The 18,581-nt window shown below is 55.7% G+C and carries 11 protein-coding genes; 8 read left to right on the top strand and 3 right to left on the bottom strand.

Features of this window, described 5'->3' with window-relative positions; all coding sequences use genetic code 11:
- The first annotated feature begins 6 nt into the window (after positions 1–6).
- Positions 7–2,643, top strand: a complete 2,637-nt coding sequence (gyrA, locus tag ABFV38_RS15170) for a DNA topoisomerase (ATP-hydrolyzing) subunit A (RefSeq protein ID WP_348957510.1) — start codon at positions 7–9, stop codon at positions 2,641–2,643.
- Between the two features lie 135 nt (positions 2,644–2,778).
- A complete protein-coding gene (gene rcsC, locus ABFV38_RS15165) occupies positions 2,779–5,625 on the top strand; it encodes a two-component system sensor histidine kinase RcsC (RefSeq protein ID WP_104950479.1) in 2,847 nt (948 codons plus the stop codon).
- Positions 5,626–5,736: 111 nt separating this feature from the next.
- On the opposite strand, the gene rcsB is transcribed toward rcsC, so the two are convergent.
- Positions 5,737–6,387: a response regulator transcription factor RcsB gene (gene rcsB / locus ABFV38_RS15160; RefSeq protein ID WP_003859405.1), complete on the bottom strand. Its 651-nt coding sequence runs from the start codon at positions 6,385–6,387 to the stop codon at positions 5,737–5,739.
- 16 nt (positions 6,388–6,403) lie between these two features.
- Positions 6,404–9,076: a phosphotransferase RcsD gene (gene rcsD / locus ABFV38_RS15155; protein ID WP_248221979.1), complete on the bottom strand. Its 2,673-nt coding sequence runs from the start codon at positions 9,074–9,076 to the stop codon at positions 6,404–6,406.
- 743 nt (positions 9,077–9,819) lie between these two features.
- Here rcsD and ABFV38_RS15150 point away from each other — a divergent pair.
- From ABFV38_RS15150 to mgtE, 6 genes are all read left to right on the top strand, one after another.
- Positions 9,820–10,932 (top strand): porin OmpC, encoded by a 1,113-nt coding sequence (locus tag ABFV38_RS15150; RefSeq protein ID WP_235401924.1) that lies wholly within the window; start codon positions 9,820–9,822, stop codon positions 10,930–10,932.
- 116 nt (positions 10,933–11,048) lie between these two features.
- Positions 11,049–12,104: an FAD:protein FMN transferase ApbE gene (gene apbE, locus ABFV38_RS15145; protein WP_045908705.1), complete on the top strand. Its 1,056-nt coding sequence runs from the start codon at positions 11,049–11,051 to the stop codon at positions 12,102–12,104.
- Positions 12,105–12,176: 72 nt separating this feature from the next.
- A complete protein-coding gene (ada, locus tag ABFV38_RS15140) occupies positions 12,177–13,235 on the top strand; it encodes a bifunctional DNA-binding transcriptional regulator/O6-methylguanine-DNA methyltransferase Ada (protein WP_348957509.1) in 1,059 nt (352 codons plus the stop codon).
- The gene (alkB, locus tag ABFV38_RS15135) at positions 13,235–13,891 is read left to right on the top strand and encodes a DNA oxidative demethylase AlkB (RefSeq protein ID WP_348957508.1); all 657 of its coding nucleotides are present in this window, start codon (positions 13,235–13,237) and stop codon (positions 13,889–13,891) included. The genes ada and alkB overlap by 1 nt, the downstream gene beginning before the upstream one ends.
- Positions 13,892–13,960: 69 nt before the next feature.
- Positions 13,961–15,604: a multidrug ABC transporter permease/ATP-binding protein gene (locus ABFV38_RS15130; protein ID WP_348957507.1), complete on the top strand. Its 1,644-nt coding sequence runs from the start codon at positions 13,961–13,963 to the stop codon at positions 15,602–15,604.
- Between the two features lie 147 nt (positions 15,605–15,751).
- Complete coding sequence (mgtE, locus tag ABFV38_RS15125; RefSeq protein WP_045414667.1) at positions 15,752–17,188, top strand: magnesium transporter; 1,437 nt, start codon at positions 15,752–15,754, stop codon at positions 17,186–17,188.
- Here mgtE and ABFV38_RS15120 read toward each other — a convergent pair.
- A complete protein-coding gene (locus ABFV38_RS15120; protein WP_348957506.1) occupies positions 17,151–18,440 on the bottom strand; it encodes a SulP family inorganic anion transporter in 1,290 nt (429 codons plus the stop codon). The two genes, mgtE and ABFV38_RS15120, sit on opposite strands and share 38 nt — an antisense overlap.
- Positions 18,441–18,581: the final 141 nt, after the last annotated feature.

Genomic DNA, 18,581 nt, shown 5'->3' with positions numbered 1-18,581 from the left:
GGTTAGATGAGCGACCTTGCGAGAGAAATTACACCGGTTAACATCGAGGAAGAGCTGAAGAGCTCCTATCTGGACTATGCGATGTCGGTCATTGTTGGCCGTGCGCTGCCGGACGTCCGCGATGGCCTGAAGCCGGTACACCGTCGCGTACTATACGCCATGAACGTATTGGGCAATGACTGGAATAAAGCCTATAAAAAATCTGCCCGCGTCGTCGGTGACGTCATCGGTAAATATCACCCGCATGGTGATACCGCCGTTTATAACACCATCGTTCGTATGGCGCAGCCATTCTCCTTGCGCTACATGCTGGTAGATGGCCAGGGTAACTTTGGTTCAGTCGACGGCGACTCCGCTGCAGCGATGCGTTATACGGAAATCCGTATGTCGAAAATCGCTCATGAGCTGATGGCCGACCTGGAAAAAGAGACCGTTGATTTCGTCGATAACTACGACGGCACCGAGCGCATCCCAGATGTGATGCCCACCAAGATCCCGAACCTGTTAGTGAACGGTTCGTCCGGCATCGCGGTCGGTATGGCAACCAACATTCCGCCGCACAATATCACTGAGGTGATCAACGGCTGTCTGGCCTATATCGATGATGAAGACATCAGCATTGAAGGGCTGATGACACACATTCCGGGCCCGGACTTCCCGACGGCGGCGATCATCAATGGTCGTCGCGGTATTGAAGAAGCGTACCGTACCGGCCGCGGCAAGATTTACATCCGTGCCCGCGCCGAAGTGGAAGCGGACGCCAAAACCGGCCGTGAAACCATCATTGTTCACGAGATCCCGTATCAGGTGAACAAAGCGCGTCTGATTGAAAAAATCGCCGAGCTGGTAAAAGAAAAACGTGTTGAAGGCATCAGCGCGCTGCGTGACGAGTCTGACAAAGACGGTATGCGCATCGTGATTGAGATCAAACGCGACGCGGTGGGTGAGGTTGTCCTGAATAACCTGTACTCCCAGACGCAGCTTCAGGTCTCCTTCGGTATCAACATGGTTGCACTGCACCATGGTCAGCCGAAGATCATGAACCTGAAAGAGATCCTGAGCGCGTTTGTCCGTCACCGCCGTGAAGTGGTGACCCGTCGTACTATCTTCGAACTGCGCAAAGCGCGCGACCGTGCGCACATCCTTGAAGCGCTGGCGGTTGCGCTGGCCAACATCGACCCGATCATCGAACTGATCCGTCGTGCGCCAACCCCGGCGGAAGCGAAAACTGCGCTGATTTCCCGTCCGTGGGATCTGGGCAACGTCGCCGCGATGCTGGAACGTGCGGGTGATGACGCAGCGCGTCCTGAGTGGCTGGAACCTGAGTTTGGCGTGCGTGACGGTCAGTACTACCTGACGGAACAGCAGGCTCAGGCGATTCTGGATCTGCGTCTGCAGAAACTGACCGGCCTTGAGCATGAAAAACTGCTCGACGAATACAAAGAGCTGCTGGAACAGATTGCTGAGCTGCTGCACATTCTGGGCAGCGCAGAGCGCCTGATGGAAGTGATCCGTGAAGAGCTGGAGCTGGTCCGCGATCAGTTCGGCGACGAGCGCCGCACCGAAATCACCGCCAACAGCGCGGACATCAACATCGAAGACCTGATCAACCAGGAAGACGTTGTTGTGACCCTGTCTCACCAGGGCTACGTGAAGTATCAGCCGTTAACCGACTACGAAGCACAGCGTCGTGGCGGTAAAGGCAAGTCTGCAGCACGTATTAAAGAAGAAGACTTCATTGACCGCCTGCTGGTGGCGAACACCCATGACACGATCCTCTGCTTCTCCAGCCGCGGTCGTCTGTACTGGATGAAAGTCTATCAGCTGCCGGAAGCAAGCCGTGGCGCGCGTGGTCGTCCAATCGTTAACCTGCTGCCGCTGGAAGCGAACGAACGTATCACCGCTATCCTGCCGGTACGCGAGTACGAAGAGGGCGTGAACGTCTTTATGGCGACCGCCAGCGGTACCGTGAAGAAAACCGCGCTAACCGAATTCAGCCGTCCGCGTTCTGCCGGTATTATCGCCGTGAACCTGAACGAAGGCGATGAGCTGATTGGCGTGGATCTGACCTCCGGTTCCGATGAAGTGATGCTCTTCTCTGCGGCCGGTAAAGTGGTGCGCTTCAAAGAAGACGCCGTTCGTGCAATGGGCCGTACCGCGACGGGCGTGCGTGGTATCAAGCTGGCTGGCGAAGACAGCGTTGTTTCCCTGATTATTCCGCGCGGTGAAGGGGCTATCCTGACCGTGACGCAGAATGGTTACGGTAAACGTACGGCGGAAGGGGAATACCCGACCAAGTCTCGCGGCACGCAAGGCGTAATCTCCATCAAAGTGACCGAGCGCAACGGTTCCGTTGTCGGCGCGGTGCAGGTGGACGATGCGGACCAGATCATGATGATCACCGATGCCGGTACGCTGGTGCGTACCCGCGTGTCTGAGATCAGCGTGGTGGGTCGTAACACCCAGGGCGTGATCCTCATCCGTACAGCGGAAGATGAAAACGTGGTGGGTCTGCAGCGCGTTGCTGAGCCGGTGGATGACGAAGAGCTCGACTCCATCGACGGTAGCGTCGCGGAAGGCGATGAGGATATCGCGCCGGAAGCCGACACCGACGATGACGTAGCGGATGACGCTGACGAGTAATGTCTCCTGATGCAAAAAAGGGCCGGATTCCGGCCCTTTTCTTTTGCACTAGCAGATAAGTCAACGTTGCGACCTGGCGCGTTTACCGCTACCTTAACCACATTCTTTTGACCCCGACGGCGGAGCCTCGCCCCCTTGAAATACCTCGTCTCCTTTCGTACTACGCTGAAAGTCTCTCGCTATCTGTTTCGGGCGCTGGCGCTCCTGCTTTGGCTGCTGGTAGCCCTGTTCTCGGTGTTTTACATCGTTAACGCCCTGCACCAGAAAGAAGCGGAGATCCGCCAGGAGTTTAACTTAAGCTCCGACCAGGCCCAGCGCTACATTCAGCGAACGTCTGACGTGATGAAGGAGCTGAAGTATATTGCCGAAAATCGTCTGACGGCGGAAAACGGCATCCTTGCGCTTCGCGGGCGTGATGACAAAACCGAAGTCCCGGACTTCCAGCCGCTGTTCCCGGATTCCGATTGCTCCACCATGAGCAATACCTGGCGCGGCTCTCTGGAATCGCTCGCCTGGTTTATGCGCTACTGGCGCGACAATTTCTCCGCCGCCTATGACCTGAACCGCGTCTTCCTGATTGGCAGCGAGAACCTCTGCATGGCTGACTTTGGCCTGCGCGACGTGCCCGTTGAGCGTGACGATGCGCTGAAAAGCCTGCATGAACGTATTGTCAAATACCGCAATGCACCGCAGGACGAGCGCGGCAATAACATCTTCTGGGTGAGCCAGGGCCCGCGTCCGGGCGTGGGCTATTTCTACGCCCTGACGCCGGTTTATCTCGGCAATCGCCTGCAGGCGCTGCTGGGGATTGAGCAGACCATTCGCATGGAAAACTTCTTCACCCCGGGCAGCCTGCCCATGGGCGTGACCATTCTGGATGAAAACGGTCATCAGCTGATCTCACTTGCCGGGCCTGATAACCGTCTAAACGTCGAACCGCACTGGATGCAGGAGCGGTCGTGGTTTGGCTATACCTCAGGTTTCCGCGAGCTGGTGCTGAAGAAGAGCCTGCCGCCTTCGTCGCTCAGTATCGTCTATTCGCTGCCGGTGGATATGGTGCTTGAGCGGATACGCATTCTTATCATGAATGCAATTCTGCTCAACCTGCTGGCGGGGGGCGCGCTGTTCACGCTGGCGCGCATGTATGAGCGGAAAATCTTTATTCCTGCCGAAAGCGACGCCCAGCGGCTGGAAGAACACGAGCAGTTTAACCGCAAGATTGTTGCCTCGGCGCCGGTGGGGATCTGTATTCTGCGTACCCAGGACGGGACCAATATCCTGAGTAACGAACTGGCACATAACTACCTGAACATGCTGACGCACGAAGACCGGCAGAGGCTGACGCAAATTATCTGCGGTCAGCAGGTTAACTTTGTCGACGTGTTGACCAGTACGCACACCAACCTGCAGATCAGCTTTGTGCATTCCCGCTATCGCAATGAAAACGTAGCGATTTGCGTGCTGGTGGATGTCTCCGCGCGCGTGAAGATGGAAGAGTCGTTGCAGGAGATGGCGCAGGCGGCAGAGCAGGCCAGCCAGTCGAAGTCCATGTTCCTTGCCACCGTCAGCCATGAGCTGCGTACGCCACTGTACGGGATCATCGGTAACCTCGACCTGCTGCAGACTAAAGAGCTGCCGAAAGGCGTCGACCGGCTGGTGACGGCGATGAACAACTCCTCCAGCCTGTTGCTGAAGATCATCAGCGATATTCTCGACTTCTCTAAAATCGAGTCCGAGCAGTTGAAAATCGAGCCGCGCGAGTTTTCGCCGCGCGAGGTGATGAACCATATCAGCGCCAACTATCTCCCGCTGGTGGTGCGTAAACAGCTGGGGCTCTACTGCTTTATTGAGCCGGACGTGCCGCTGACGCTGCACGGCGATCCGATGCGCCTGCAACAGGTCATCTCTAACCTGCTCAGCAACGCCATTAAATTCACCGATACCGGCTGTATTGTGCTGCACGTCTGCCGGGCGGGGGATTACCTGAGCATTCGCGTGCGCGACACGGGCGTCGGCATCCCGGCGAAGGAGGTGGTTCGTCTGTTCGATCCGTTCTTCCAGGTCGGTACCGGCGTGCAGCGTAACTTCCAGGGAACCGGACTGGGGCTGGCGATTTGTGAGAAGCTCGTCAGCATGATGGATGGCGATATCTCCGTGGATACCGAGCCCGGCATGGGCAGTCAGTTCACCATCCGCATTCCGCTCTATTCGGCGCAGTATCCGGCAAAAGCCACGGTAGACGGGCTGAGCGATAAGCGCTGCTGGCTGGCGGTGCATAACGCCTCGCTGAATGACTATCTGACGGCACTGCTTACCCACAGCGGCGTGAGGGTGTGCCGCTATGAAGGTCAAACACCGGACGTGGACGATGTGCTGATCGCCGACGAGATGCCAGAACAGCCGTGGCAGGGGAGAGGGTCAGTGCTCTTCTGCCGTCGCCACATCGGTATCCCGGTTGAGCGTGCGCCAGGGGAATGGGTACACAGTGTCGCCACCCCGCATGAGCTATTGAGCCTGCTGGCGCGCATCTACAAAGTGGAACTGGAAGAGAGCGACGGTGCGGGCGGACTGCCGTCACCGGAGTCTCTGGCGTCGGTGAATGACGATATGATGATTCTGGTGGTGGATGACCATCCGATAAACCGTCGCCTGCTGGCTGACCAGCTTGGATCGCTGGGCTACCAGTGCAAAACCGCCAATGACGGCGTGGATGCGCTGAACGTGCTGAGTAAGAATCATATTGATATCGTGCTGAGCGACGTCAACATGCCCAACATGGACGGCTACCGTCTGACGCAGCGCATCCGACAGCTTGGCCTGACGTTGCCAGTGGTGGGCGTAACGGCGAACGCGCTGGCGGAAGAGAAGCAGCGCTGTCTGGAGTCAGGCATGGACAGCTGTCTGTCGAAACCGGTGACGCTGGACGTGCTGAAGCAGACATTGTCGATTTACGCGGAGCGGGTGAGAAAAACGCGGATATAAAAAAGGCCCGGAAGGGCCTTTTTTAATTGCCCGGCGGCACTGCGCTTGCGCGGGCCTGCGGGTTTTGTAGGCCGGGTAAGCACAAGCGACACCCGGCATAAACAGCGGAGATCAATCCTTGTCGGTTGCGCTCAGCGTGACGGAGGAGAGATAGTTCAGCAGAGCAATATCGTTATCCACGCCCAGCTTCATCATCGCTGATTTCTTCTGGCTGCTGATGGTTTTAATACTGCGGTTCAGCTTCTTGGCAATCTCGGTCACCAAGAAACCTTCTGCGAACAGGCGCAGAACTTCACTCTCTTTCGGCGACAGGCGTTTGTCACCGTAGCCACCCGCGCTGATTTTTTCCAGCAGACGAGAAACGCTTTCAGGCGTGAACTTCTTGCCTTTCTGCAGCGCCGCAAGCGCTTTAGGCAGATCGGTCGGTGCGCCTTGTTTCAGCACAATCCCTTCGATGTCCAGATCCAGTACCGCGCTCAGGATCGCCGGGTTGTTGTTCATGGTCAGAACAATGATCGAGATATCCGGGAAGTGACGTTTAATATATTTGATGAGCGTGATCCCATCACCGTATTTGTCTCCAGGCATGGAGAGATCGGTAATGAGCACGTGTGCATCAAGCTTTGGGAGGTTATTGATCAGTGCTGTAGAGTCTTCAAATTCACCGACTACATTCACCCACTCGATCTGTTCAAGTGATTTGCGAATACCGAACAGTACAATCGGATGGTCATCGGCAATAATTACGTTCATATTGTTCATGTATAAGGCTACCTTGCTACAGCAAGCTTTTGACGTAGGCGTCAATGTCGCTGATGTATTTTTCAATGCCAGAGGCATCTTTCTCACGAATTAGATGTTCCAGCGTTTCACATAACTGCTTGCCGGGAACCAGATTAAGCATGGCAAACACCCCTTTAAGCCGGTGTGCTGTCTGTGCCAGCGCTGCAAAATCATTCGCAGCGGACTCAGTATACAACCGCTTAACATCATCTGGTACTGTATCAACAAAGAGTGAATAGTATCCGCTGGCGTGAAGCTCGGCATTTTCATTACCGCCTAACGGTGATTCCGCTATCTCTTCCTGCGCCAGCTGCTCTTCTATTAGTTGTAGTACAGCTTCCTGCATCGCATTGCTTATATTAAAGTTGACGCGCAGCTGGCCAGGGCCGATTTTCCGCACGCCTGACTCATCATCGCTTAAAAGCAAGCCGGAGGCAGTAAGATTAGACGGATTATCAGTTAAAAACAGATCAAATTCTTGACTTGCAAGTCTTTCATCCGGCGTGATGCAGGCCGCACCCCAGTTTTCTAACTGACGAACGACAATATTGCGGATCTCGTTCGACGTAACATCGACCATCACCACGACATCATCCAGCAGACGCTCTTCATCTTCTTCCTGCGGATTGGCCGCCATTTTCACGTGCAGAGAATAGCGGGTGCCGAGAGATTCGCGGGCCTTGATATTGAGATGGCCGCCGAGCTTACGCGCCAGCTGATCGCACAGCCAGAAGGTTAGGGCATTTGCCTTGCCGTAGCGATCGCTTTGCGTGTCATTCAGGAACGGGAAGTGCAGATTATCAATTTCACTCGTGGTGACGCCTTCCCCGGTGTCCAGGATGCGGAACGTCAGGCGGTCTTCTGCCGACTCCTCCGTACTGACTTCGAGGGTGATCTTGCCGATCTGCGTGGTGGTCACCGCGTACTGAATAATCATCAACAGTATGCGGCGCAGCGCTTCACGATCGCCGTGGCGTTCATCATTTGCCGGGAGATTGTTATTGATCAGCAGCTGCAGCCCTTTGCGCTTAATCACGGGCAGGACTTCCGGAACCACTTCATCGATCAGATCCTGAATGGAGAAGAGGGTGGGGGTTCCCTTCCAGAAATCATTCTCCAGCATGTTCGCCAGCTGGATCTCATCAACCATTCTGACCAGCGAGTCGGCCTGACAGGCAAGCTGGTGGCTTTCTGACGTATTTAACGCCGCCGCCTGGGTCGCCAGCGTTTTTAACGGCTGCTTGAAGGCATCGCCAATGTTCTGCATAAATGCGGCGCGCCCCTGCTGGTTTTTCTCATACAGTCTTTGCGCCTGCTTGAGCTTTTTATTCACCAGCACTTCGCGATCCTGATCGCGGATGATGAAGATTTGCGTACGTGAAGCCACCTGGCTGCGGAACTGGCGGATTTCGTACAGTTCATTGTTGATGGTGGCCTGAATCACCCCCTGGTGCTGATCCGCCATGGTGGTGATATTCTGCAGGTTAAGATGCGGCAGCAGATGGTCGGCAATTTTATTGCTCATTACCGTACGATTTGCTTCCTGATCGTGAACTAAGACCCCAAGCGGCAGCACGGAAACAATCTCTTCATTCAGCGCGCGTAATACGCGCAGCTCATTGCTGGTACCGGCCGGGACCGCCGCGGCGTCGTTCTGACGTCCCGACTGGAAGCGGAAGGTGCTGTAGCCAAACAGCGCCAGCGCCAGCAGACCGATATTCAGCAGCAGAGGCAGCAGGATATTTTGCAGCGTGTCGAGCAACAGCGTACCAAACGGCACCTGCCACACCAGGCGCATACCGGTCGAGTTCAGGGATGAGGCAATTTCGATTTTTGAACCGTTAAAGGAGATCGATACGCTCTCTGCGGCCTCTTTGTCAGACGCCGCACGCATGTTCTGGGTGCTGCTGTCGGGCTCCAGACGGAAGCTATCGAGCGGCATGTCCGGCGGGATTAAATCATTAATGGGTAAATCGAAGGCGACCACCGTCGCCAGATGTCCTGGCTGGTTGAAGGTGGTGCGCAGAGTAAAATAATGACCGTTTTGCCAGGCCAGGCGGCGCAGGGAAGAGAAGCTTTCACGTTCATCAAGGGCGTTCGCCTGCTGCAGCATCTCTGCCCGGCGGGAATCGACGATGCTGCCCACGGTGGTCTCTTTAAACCCGGAAGAGAGATCTTTTAACGGCAGCGTTGAGATCAGGATCATGCTGTTGTCCTGACCGTTCAGATAGTACATCGACCATGGCACCGTTTCGGCGCCCCAGAGGGTATCCAGATAGGTCGAAATACGCTGCGTCATCTCAAGCGTCGCGCTGTCGTGAGAGCCAAAAATAAGCGCCTCAGTCTTACGCTGCGGTTTTTCGAGGTAATAGACATCCTGCTTAAGCCGTGTCTCCTGAAGTCCATCTCCGGATGAGGAGGCCGGTGCAGCTGCAATATTGTCGTAAATCTGCCAGGTGGCGTAGCGCCAGGTATCGATGCGCTTATGCACGGCGTGGGTGATATCGACGACCTGATAGCTCTTGTCCTTCAGCCAGGCATTAACCGCGCTTTGTACCATCACCCCCATGGTCACTAACAGCACAACGATCAAAAGAAGAAAGAAACGGGTGATGCTCCCGGGGAGGAGGGAGAATTTGCTCGGGGCGGTGGTTTCAGTCTGACTCATTGATATCTTTAACCCGTCATGGTCATGCTCTGTGGCGATAGGGCAGTATAAAGGGTAATAACTGAATTTCCAGCGCCACTGTCCGGGAAAAGGCGACTTTTTCAACGGACAATATCGGCGGCGGGCGGCGCAGTAAACATGTACAAACACGCCGTGCGCGTACAAATAATAAGTGCGCTCAGCCAGCAAATAGCACGAATTAACAAGAAATTAAGTTTTACATCAATTGTGCGTTCGCGAAGGACGGCCGATGAGAATTTAGTTAATAGTCGTTACAATTTCGGCGCGGTAGCACAAAAAACGAGAAGTTACGTAAAGAAAGGTAAAAAAAAACCGAATGCGAAGCATCCGGCTCAATTAGGGATAAACAGACATTCAAAACTGAATGACGGTAATAAATAAAGTTAATGATGATAGCGAGAGATATTTTAGAGATTAGGTGAGATCTTGTTTTGTCATTCAGTGCTGTAACGATTTTTATTATAACGTGTTGATTATTATTGGTATGTTTTTTCTTTTGATTATAAGTGCTAAATTTCTAAGCTATTTGTGCTTTGTAAAAGTTCCTTGATATTTACATTTTGAAACATGTTGGCTGATAAATGAAACATCTTCAAAGTTTTCGTATCATATTCGCGTTGGATTATTCTGTAATTTTGCGGAGAATGAAATTGCCGACTGGTTAATGAGGGTTAACCAGTAAGCAGTGGCAATTATAAGGCATATAACAGAGGGTTAATAAAATGAAAGTTAAAGTACTGTCCCTCCTGGTACCAGCACTCCTGGTGGCAGGCGCAGCAAATGCGGCCGAAATTTATAACAAAGATGGCAACAAATTAGATCTGTACGGTAAAGTTGATGGTCTGCACTATTTCTCCGATGACGACAGCGCTGATGGCGACCAGACCTACATGCGTCTTGGCTTCAAAGGCGAAACCCAGGTTAACGATCAGCTGACCGGTTACGGCCAGTGGGAATACCAGATCCAGGGCAACACCTCCGAAAGCGAAAATGATGCCTGGACGCGTGTGGCGTTCGCGGGTCTGAAATTCGGTGACGCGGGTTCTTTCGATTACGGTCGTAACTACGGCGTAATCTACGACGTAACCTCCTGGACTGACGTTCTGCCAGAATTTGGCGGCGATACCTACGGCGCAGATAACTTCCTGCAGTCCCGTGCTAACGGCGTGGCGACCTACCGTAACCAGGACTTCTTTGGTCTGGTTGATGGTCTGAACTTTGCTCTGCAGTATCAGGGTAAAAATGGCAGCGTAAGCGGTGAAAACGTGGGTGGACGCAGCCTGCTGAAACAGAACGGCGACGGCTACGGTGCATCCGTGACCTATAACCTGGGCGAAGGCTTCAGCGTAGGTGGTGCGATGTCCTCCTCCAAACGTACCGCCGATCAGAACGGCGCAAGCGTTTACGGCCATGGTGATAACGCAGAAGTCTATTCTGGTGGCCTGAAATATGATGCCAACAACATCTATCTGGCAGCGCAGTACTCTCAGACCTACAACGCAACCCGTTTCGGTACCTCTAACGGCAGCAACCCAACTACCGCTTACGGCTTTGCCAACAAAGCGCAGAACTTCGAAGTGGTTGCTCAGTACCAGTTCGACTTCGGCCTGCGTCCATCCGTGGCTTACCTGCAGTCTAAAGGCAAAGACATCGAAGGTTACGGCGATCAGGATCTGCTGAAATATGTTGATGTGGGTGCGACTTACTACTTCAACAAAAACATGTCCACCTACGTGGATTACAAAATCAACCTGGTTGATGAAAATGACTTCACCCGTCAAGCGGGTATCGGTACTGACGATATCGTCGCGCTGGGCCTGGTTTACCAGTTCTAATCGCGTTAACGTGTGACGTAAGGGGGCCTGATGGCCCCCTTTTTTGTGCTTCTCCGATTCTCACAACGCCCCTGTTTTGGTGTACTCTTGCCGCCCTGGCATGAGGATAATAATGAATGGACATGACTTTTTTACGCGCCAGCTTTCTGGCTATGCTTTTTTTCCTGACCGCGTGTAACGATCCCGCGACCGTGGCGAAAACCGATGCACCTGCCGCGACGGTGCTCGAAGGTAAAACGATGGGCACCTTCTGGCGCGTCAGCGTGATGAACCTCGATAAAACACGCACGGACGAACTTCGCGGCAAAATCCAGTCGCAGCTGGACGCCGACGATCAGCTGCTGTCGACCTATAAAAATGACTCGGCGCTGATGCGCTTTAACCTCTCGACCAGCACTTCTCTGTGGCCGGTGAGCGAGGCGATGGCCGATATCGTGACCGAGGCAATGCGCGTGGGTTATAAAACCAACGGGGCGATGGATGTGACCGTCGGTCCTCTGGTGAACCTCTGGGGATTTGGCCCCAATAAACAGCCGGTGAAGACGCCCGAACAGGCGGCCATTGATGACGCCCGCGCCCGGACAGGGCTACAGCATCTGACCGTGATCAACCAGTACGGGCAGCAGTACCTGCAAAAAGATATTCCCGATCTGTTTGTCGATCTGTCGACGGTCGGGGAAGGCTATGCGGCGGATCATCTTGCTGCACTGATGGCGCAGGAAGGGATTTCCCGTTATCTGGTCTCGGTGGGCGGTGCGTTGGTCAGTCGGGGTATGAACGCCAGCGATAAGCCGTGGCGCGTAGCGATTCAAAAACCGACCGATCGGCAAAATGCCGTGCAGGCGATAGTGGATATCAACGGACATGGCATCAGCACCTCCGGAAGCTATCGCAACTATTACGAGCTTGACGGGAAGCGTATTTCGCACGTGATTGATCCGCAGACCGGACGCCCCATCACGCATAACCTGGTCTCGGTGACGGTCATTGCCCCCACCGCGCTGGAAGCGGATGCCTGGGATACCGGATTAATGGTTCTCGGCCCGGAAAAAGCCAAAGAGGTGGTCCGTCAGGAAGGGCTGGCGGTTTATATGATCACCAAAGAGGGCGACGGGTTCAAAACCTGGAGCTCGCCGCAGTTCAACAGTTTCCTTGTCAGCGACAAAAATTAAAAAGCAAGGTTGCGGGTTTTTTATCTGTGGCGCTCAGGCACGCTCTATGTATGCTTATACGAGGAGCCGATCATGAAAAACCCAACCTTAATGACCGATGAGGATCGCTGGCAGGCCGTGCTGGCCCGCGATCCGCTCGCTGACGATCAGTTTGTCTTCGCCGTGCAGACGACGGGTATTTTCTGCCGCCCGTCATGCCGTGCCCGCCACGCGCTGCGTAAAAATGTCCGCTTTTATCCTGATGCCCGGCATGCCGCTCAGGCGGGCTTTCGTCCGTGCAAGCGCTGCATGCCGGACAAACGCGATCCGCAGGCGCAGAAGCTGGCAAAAGTGGAACATGCCTGCCGGCTTCTGGAACAGGATCCCGCGTTAACCCTGGAGAGACTGGCGGAGCAGGTTGCCATGAGTCCTTTCCATTTCCACCGCCTGTTTAAGTCGGTGACCGGCATGACGCCCAAAGTCTGGCAGCAGGCGGCGCGGGGTCAGCGTCTGCGCACCGCGCTTGCGCAGGGAGACAAAATTACCGATGCCGTGCTGGCGGCGGGATTTCCCGACAGCAGCAGCTATTATCGTAAAGCCAACGATACGTTGGGCATGACGGCGAAGCAGTACCGTAAAGGAGAGGTGGCCGTGCGGTATGCCATCCATGACTGTTCGTTAGGACGCTGTCTGGTCGCCGAAAGCGAGCGGGGGATCTGCGCGATTCTGCTGGGTGACACCGATGCGGAAGTCACCGCAGAGCTTGCCACGCAATTTCCAAAAGCTACGCACGCGCCGCTGGACGACACCTTTGTGCAGCGGATCCACCAGGTCATTGCCAGTATTGATAACCGCGACGTACCGCTTGCGCTGCCGCTGGATATTCGCGGTACCGCGTTCCAGCAGCGCGTCTGGCAGGCCCTTCGCACTATTCCCTGCGGCGAAACGGCAAGCTACCAGCAGGTGGCGCAGGCGATTGGCCAACCCAGTGCGGTACGCGCCGTAGCAGGCGCCTGTGCGGCAAACACGCTGGCAATTGTGATCCCCTGTCATCGGGTGGTTCGCAACGACGGTGCGCTGTCGGGCTATCGCTGGGGGACGGCGCGAAAAGCGCTATTACTGAAACGTGAGGCGAAACGCCGGGAGGAATAATGCTCGATCTTTTTGCGGATGCTGAACCCTGGCAGGAACCGCTTGCGCCAGGGGCGGTGATCCTGCGCCGCTTTGCTCTCTCCCGTGCGGAGGCATTGCTTGCCGGTATTGAAGAGGTGACGGCGGTTTCACCGTTTCGCCATATGGTGACGCCGGGCGGCTACACCATGTCGGTGGCCATGGCCAACTGCGGCGAACTGGGCTGGGCGACAAACGAACGTGGGTATGTGTATGCTCCAAACGATCCCACGACCGACCGGCCGTGGCCTCCCATGCCTGCGGTTTTTCAGGCACTTTGTCACGAGGCTGCCGTGGCGGCGGATTATCCGGATTTTCGTCCTGATGCCTGTCTGATTAACCGCTATGCCGTCGGTGCGAAGCTCTCGCTGCATCAGGACAAGGATGAGCCCGATCTGCGCGCGCCTATCGTTTCGGTATCGTTAGGCCTGCCTGCCGTCTTTCAGTTTGGGGGATTACGCCGCAACGATCCGCTCAAACGCATTATGCTGGAACATGGCGATGTGGTGGTGTGGGGCAGGGAATCGCGGCTTTATTATCACGGCATTCAGCCGCTGAAATCCGGCGTTCACCCCCTCACGGGCGAATACCGCTTTAATCTGACCTTCCGTCAGGCGGGGATGCGTAAACTAAAATAAGAATTATTCTTGATGTCCGCGCAGGGCAGTTTACACTGCTCGCTGATTTTTATTGTCCGGATTGCCTGCATGCAACTACTTCTCCTCGTCTGGCGTCAGTACCGCTGGCCCTTCATCGCCGTTATGGCGTTAAGCCTGGCCAGCGCCGCTCTGGGTATTGGCCTGATCGCGTTTATTAACGTGCGGTTGATTGAAATGGTCGACACCTCGCTCTCCGTATTGCCGGAGTTTCTTGGCCTGCTGCTGCTGTTGATGGCGGTTACGCTCGGCTCCCAGCTGGCGCTGACCGCGCTCGGCCACCATTTCGTTTTTCGTTTGCGCAGTGAGTTTATCAAGCGGATCCTGGACACCCAGGTCGAGCGCGTTGAGCAGCTCGGCAGCGCCTCCCTGCTGGCGGGGCTGACCAGCGATGTACGCGCGATTACCATCGCGTTCGTTCGTCTGCCCGAGCTGGTGCAGGGGATCATTCTGACCTTTGGCTCGGCGGCCTATCTCGCCTGGCTCTCCAGCAAAATGCTGGCGGTGACTGCGCTGTGGATCGCCATCACCATCTGGGGCGGTTTTGTCCTGGTGTCACGCGTCTATAAACACATGGCGGTGCTGCGCGAAACCGAAGATAAGCTCTATAACGACTACCAGACGGTACTGGAAGGGCGCAAAGAGCTCACCCTGAACCGCGAGCGCGCCGAGTATATCTTTAACCATCTCTATATTCCGGACGCACGCGAGTACCGGCATCACATCATTCGCGCTGATACCTTCCACCTGAGCGCGGTGAACTGGTCAAACATTATGATGCTGGGTGCCATTGGCCTGGTATTCTGGATGGCGAATAGCCTGGGCTGGGCGGACACCAACGTCGCGGCAACCTACTCACTGACGCTGCTGTTTTTGCGCACGCCGCTGCTCTCTGCGGTCGGCGCGTTGCCCACCTTACTGAGTGCGCAGGTGGCCTTTAATAAGCTCAACAAATTCGATCTCGCGCCGTTTAAAGCCGAATTCCCGCGCCCGCAGGCCTTCCCTGACTGGCAGACGCTGGAGCTGCGTAACGTCACGTTCCGCTATCAGGACAGCGCCTTCTCCGTGGGGCCGGTCAACCTGACGATCCGCCGCGGCGAGCTGCTGTTCCTGATTGGCGGCAACGGCAGCGGTAAATCGACGCTGGCGATGCTGCTCACCGGGCTTTATCAGCCGCAGTCGGGCGAGATTTTACTGGATGGCAGAGCGCTGAGCGCGGAGAAGCCCGAAGATTACCGCAAGCTATTCTCGGCGGTGTTCACCGACGTCTGGCTGTTTGAGCAACTGCTGGGTCCGGAAGGGCAGCAGGCCAATCCTGCGCTGGTGGAAAAATGGCTGGCGCAGTTGCAGATGTCCCACAAGCTGGAACTTCAGGACGGTAAAATTCTCAATCTGAAGCTTTCCAAAGGGCAGAAAAAGCGCGTGGCGCTGCTGCTGGCGCTGGCGGAAGAGCGTGACATCATTCTGCTGGATGAGTGGGCGGCGGATCAGGACCCGCACTTCCGCCGCGAGTTTTATCAGGTGCTGCTGCCGCTGATGCAGCAGATGGGCAAAACCATTTTCGCCATCAGCCACGACGATCATTACTTTATTCACGCTGACCGTCTGCTGGAGATGCGCGACGGCAGGCTGAGCGAGCTGACCGGTGACGAGCGCGATGCCGCCTCGCGTGACGCGGTGGCGCGTACGGCCTGATGCCCTCACCCTAACCCTCTCCCACAGGGAGAGGGGATAATCGTGGCCGTAATGCTGCTTTTTTCTCCATCCCGCCCCGTTGTTTATTCTTATTTACATATCCTCGCGCTATGCTTAATACCAACTTATTTCATGGATTTATGATTGATGTCGGTATTAAAGAAAAACAGCGCCAGACAGCGTGACCAGGAACGTGCGCGACTGATCTGGCTTCTCACGACCGATAAAGCGGTCACCTCTACGCTATTAGGCAAACTGACCCTGGCTGAGCAATATGATGTCGGCACTTTAGCCGACGATATTGCTGAGGTAGGTGCGCTGGTTGCTCACTTACCCCCGCCGGATCTGGCGGATACCCTGGAAGCGCTTCCCTCGGAAGAACGTCACGCCCTGTGGCGTCTGGTGCAGGATCACGAGCGCGGACAGGTGCTGCTTGAGGCCTCAGAAAACGTCTGGGACGACCTGATCGACGAGATGAGCGACCGGGATATTCTCGACGCTCTGCAAACCCTGGATATCGACGAGCAGATTTACCTGGTTCAGCACCTGCCGCGAAACCTGACCGGCCGTCTGCTGGCGTCACTGCCTGCCGATGAACGCGCGCGCGTGCGCCAGGTGATGCACTACGAGAAAAACAGCGTCGGCGCGATCATGGAGTTCGGCGTTATCACGGTGCGTCCGGACGTGACGCTCGGCACCGTGCAGCGCTATCTGCGTCGCCTGGGCAAAATGCCGGATAACACCGATAAGCTGTTTGTTACCTCCCGGGATAAAACTCTGCTCGGCGAGCTGGAGCTGAAAACCATCCTGCTCAACAGCACCCAGCGAAAGGTGAGCGAGGTGATGGAAAACGAGCCGATGGTCTTCTCCCCGGAGGACGATGCGGAGAAAGCGGCGCGTACCTTCGAGCGTGATGACCTCGTCAGTGCCGCCGTCGTGGACTCCGTTGGCAAACTGATGGGACGTCTGACCATCGACGAGATCGTTGACGTCGTTTATGAAGAAACCGACAACGACCTGCGTGCGCTGGGGGGGATCAGTGCGGGAGATGACGTCCATGCCTCCGTCGGCAAGGCGGTGAAAACGCGCTGGGCGTGGCTGGCCATTAACCTGTGTACCGCGTTTATCGCCTCCCGCGTGATTGACGGTTTCGAACACACCATTTCGCAGCTGGTGGCGCTGGCCTCGCTGATGCCGATTGTGGCCGGGATTGGCGGTAATACCGGCAATCAGACTATCACGATGATTGTTCGCGCGCTTGCGCTGGAGAATATTCAGCCCGGCAACTTCGCCTTTCTGATCTTCAGAGAGATGGGTGTGGCGTTGATCAACGGCCTGGTCTGGGGCGGCATTATGGGGGGCATCACCTGGTGGTTGTATGACGATATGGCGCTGGGTGGAGTGATGATGCTGGCGATGGTGCTGAATCTGCTGGTGGCATCGATGATGGGCGTTATTATCCCGTTGACCATGACCAAACTGGGTCGCGACCCCGCGGTGGGGTCGAGCGTGATGATCACCGCCATCACCGATACCGGCGGTTTCTTTATTTTTCTTGGGCTGGCGACGATTTTTCTGCTTTAAGCCGATGCTTAATGCGGGCGGGAAGCAGCACCATGACGATAATCCCGCCCAGCACGCCAATCGCCAGATTGCCGGTTGATACCGTGGCGGCAACGGTCACCAGCATGACGACCGTTTCTGCAATCGGAGCCGTTTTCAGCGTGGCGGGCTGAAGGCTGTGCCAGCTGAAGGTTTTGACGGCGACAATCGCCATAATGCCCGCCAGCACCGCCATCGGGATGTTGGCCATCATGTCGCTGAGCGCCGTCACCAGGATCAGCAGCACGATGCCCGCAGCGAAGGTTGAAATGCGGCTTCGGCCTTTCCCCATCTCCACGTTAACAATGGTTTGTCCGATCATCGCGCAGCCCGCAATACCACCGTAAAATCCGGCCAGGATATTGCCGACGCCTAATCCAATGCTTTCGCGGCGTTTACTTGACGGTGTCGCGGTCAGCTCATCCACCAGCTTTGCGGTCAGCAGGGATTCCAGCAGGCCGACAAACGCGATGCTCAACGCGCACGGCCAGATTATGCTCAGCGTCTGGAGATTGAGAGGAACCAGAAGTTCGCTAAGACCCGGCAAGCCGCCGCTCATGGCGCCTTCATCGCCCACGGTCGGCAGGCTTTGCCCGGTTGAAACGGTAAACAAGGTTAACAGCACAATCGCAATCAGTGGGGAAGGGATGCTTTTGAAATAGCGCGGCACCCACAGCACGATCAGTACCGTCAGCACGAACAGGCCCACAATCAGCGGGCTTCGGCTCCAGAAATGGGGAACCTGCGCAAAGAAAATCAATATCCCGAGGGCGTTAACAAACCCGGTCATGACCGACTGGGGAATAAAGCGCATCAGCCTTGCCATGCCCAGCACGCCAAACAGAATCTGAATCACGCCAGCCATGAGCACGGCGGGAAGAATGTACTGTACGCCGTGCTGATGCACCATGGGCCCAATAACCAGCGCCACGGAACCGGCTGCGGCCGTGACCATCGCCGGGCGACCGCCCAGTACAGACAGGGCAAGACAGAGCACCACGGAAGCGATCAGGCTGACCTTCGGGTCAACGCCCGCCACCACGGAAAATGAGATGACCTCGGGGATCAGCGCCAGGGCGGTAATCACGCCCGCCAGCGTTTCACGCGTCAGCTGCTTAGGGGAACGCAGCACGCTGGCGACACGGTTTTCGGGAGATAAAGGAGAACGGGGTAGGGACATAACGTTTCGCTGGTTAGGGCAGGCTTCCGTGCGCGCGATCACAAAACGCAACATACTAGCCCGTTAAACCGCCCTTTACCAGACGCTTCGATAATTCCTCACAAACAATCCATCATTAAATTTCACAATTACAATAATTTCGTAACCTTTAAACAATATTTAAAAGTTGTTACCGTGCCCCCGCAGCTTTTTTCA

It is taken from the genome of Enterobacter cloacae complex sp. Mu1197 (genome assembly GCF_040059225.1).
Taxonomy (GTDB): Bacteria; Pseudomonadota; Gammaproteobacteria; order Enterobacterales; family Enterobacteriaceae; genus Enterobacter; species Enterobacter quasiroggenkampii.
This window is presented reverse-complemented; position numbering and strand designations above follow the sequence as displayed.

Bases quoted from the DNA above. Each gene is read 5' to 3' on its own strand.
- ada (WP_348957509.1), top strand. From the start codon at position 12,177: ATGAAAAACCCAACCTTAATGACCGATGAGGATCGCTGGCAGGCCGTG.
- apbE (WP_045908705.1), top strand. From the start codon at position 11,049: ATGGACATGACTTTTTTACGCGCCAGCTTTCTGGCTATGCTTTTTTTC.
- mgtE (WP_045414667.1), top strand. From the start codon at position 15,752: ATGTCGGTATTAAAGAAAAACAGCGCCAGACAGCGTGACCAGGAACGT.
- ABFV38_RS15130 (WP_348957507.1), top strand. From the start codon at position 13,961: ATGCAACTACTTCTCCTCGTCTGGCGTCAGTACCGCTGGCCCTTCATC.
- rcsD (WP_248221979.1), bottom strand. From the start codon at position 9,076: ATGAGTCAGACTGAAACCACCGCCCCGAGCAAATTCTCCCTCCTCCCC.
- ABFV38_RS15120 (WP_348957506.1), bottom strand. From the start codon at position 18,440: ATGTTGCGTTTTGTGATCGCGCGCACGGAAGCCTGCCCTAACCAGCGA.
- rcsB (WP_003859405.1), bottom strand. From the start codon at position 6,387: ATGAACAATATGAACGTAATTATTGCCGATGACCATCCGATTGTACTG.
- alkB (WP_348957508.1), top strand. From the start codon at position 13,235: ATGCTCGATCTTTTTGCGGATGCTGAACCCTGGCAGGAACCGCTTGCG.
- gyrA (WP_348957510.1), top strand. From the start codon at position 7: ATGAGCGACCTTGCGAGAGAAATTACACCGGTTAACATCGAGGAAGAG.
- ABFV38_RS15150 (WP_235401924.1), top strand. From the start codon at position 9,820: ATGAAAGTTAAAGTACTGTCCCTCCTGGTACCAGCACTCCTGGTGGCA.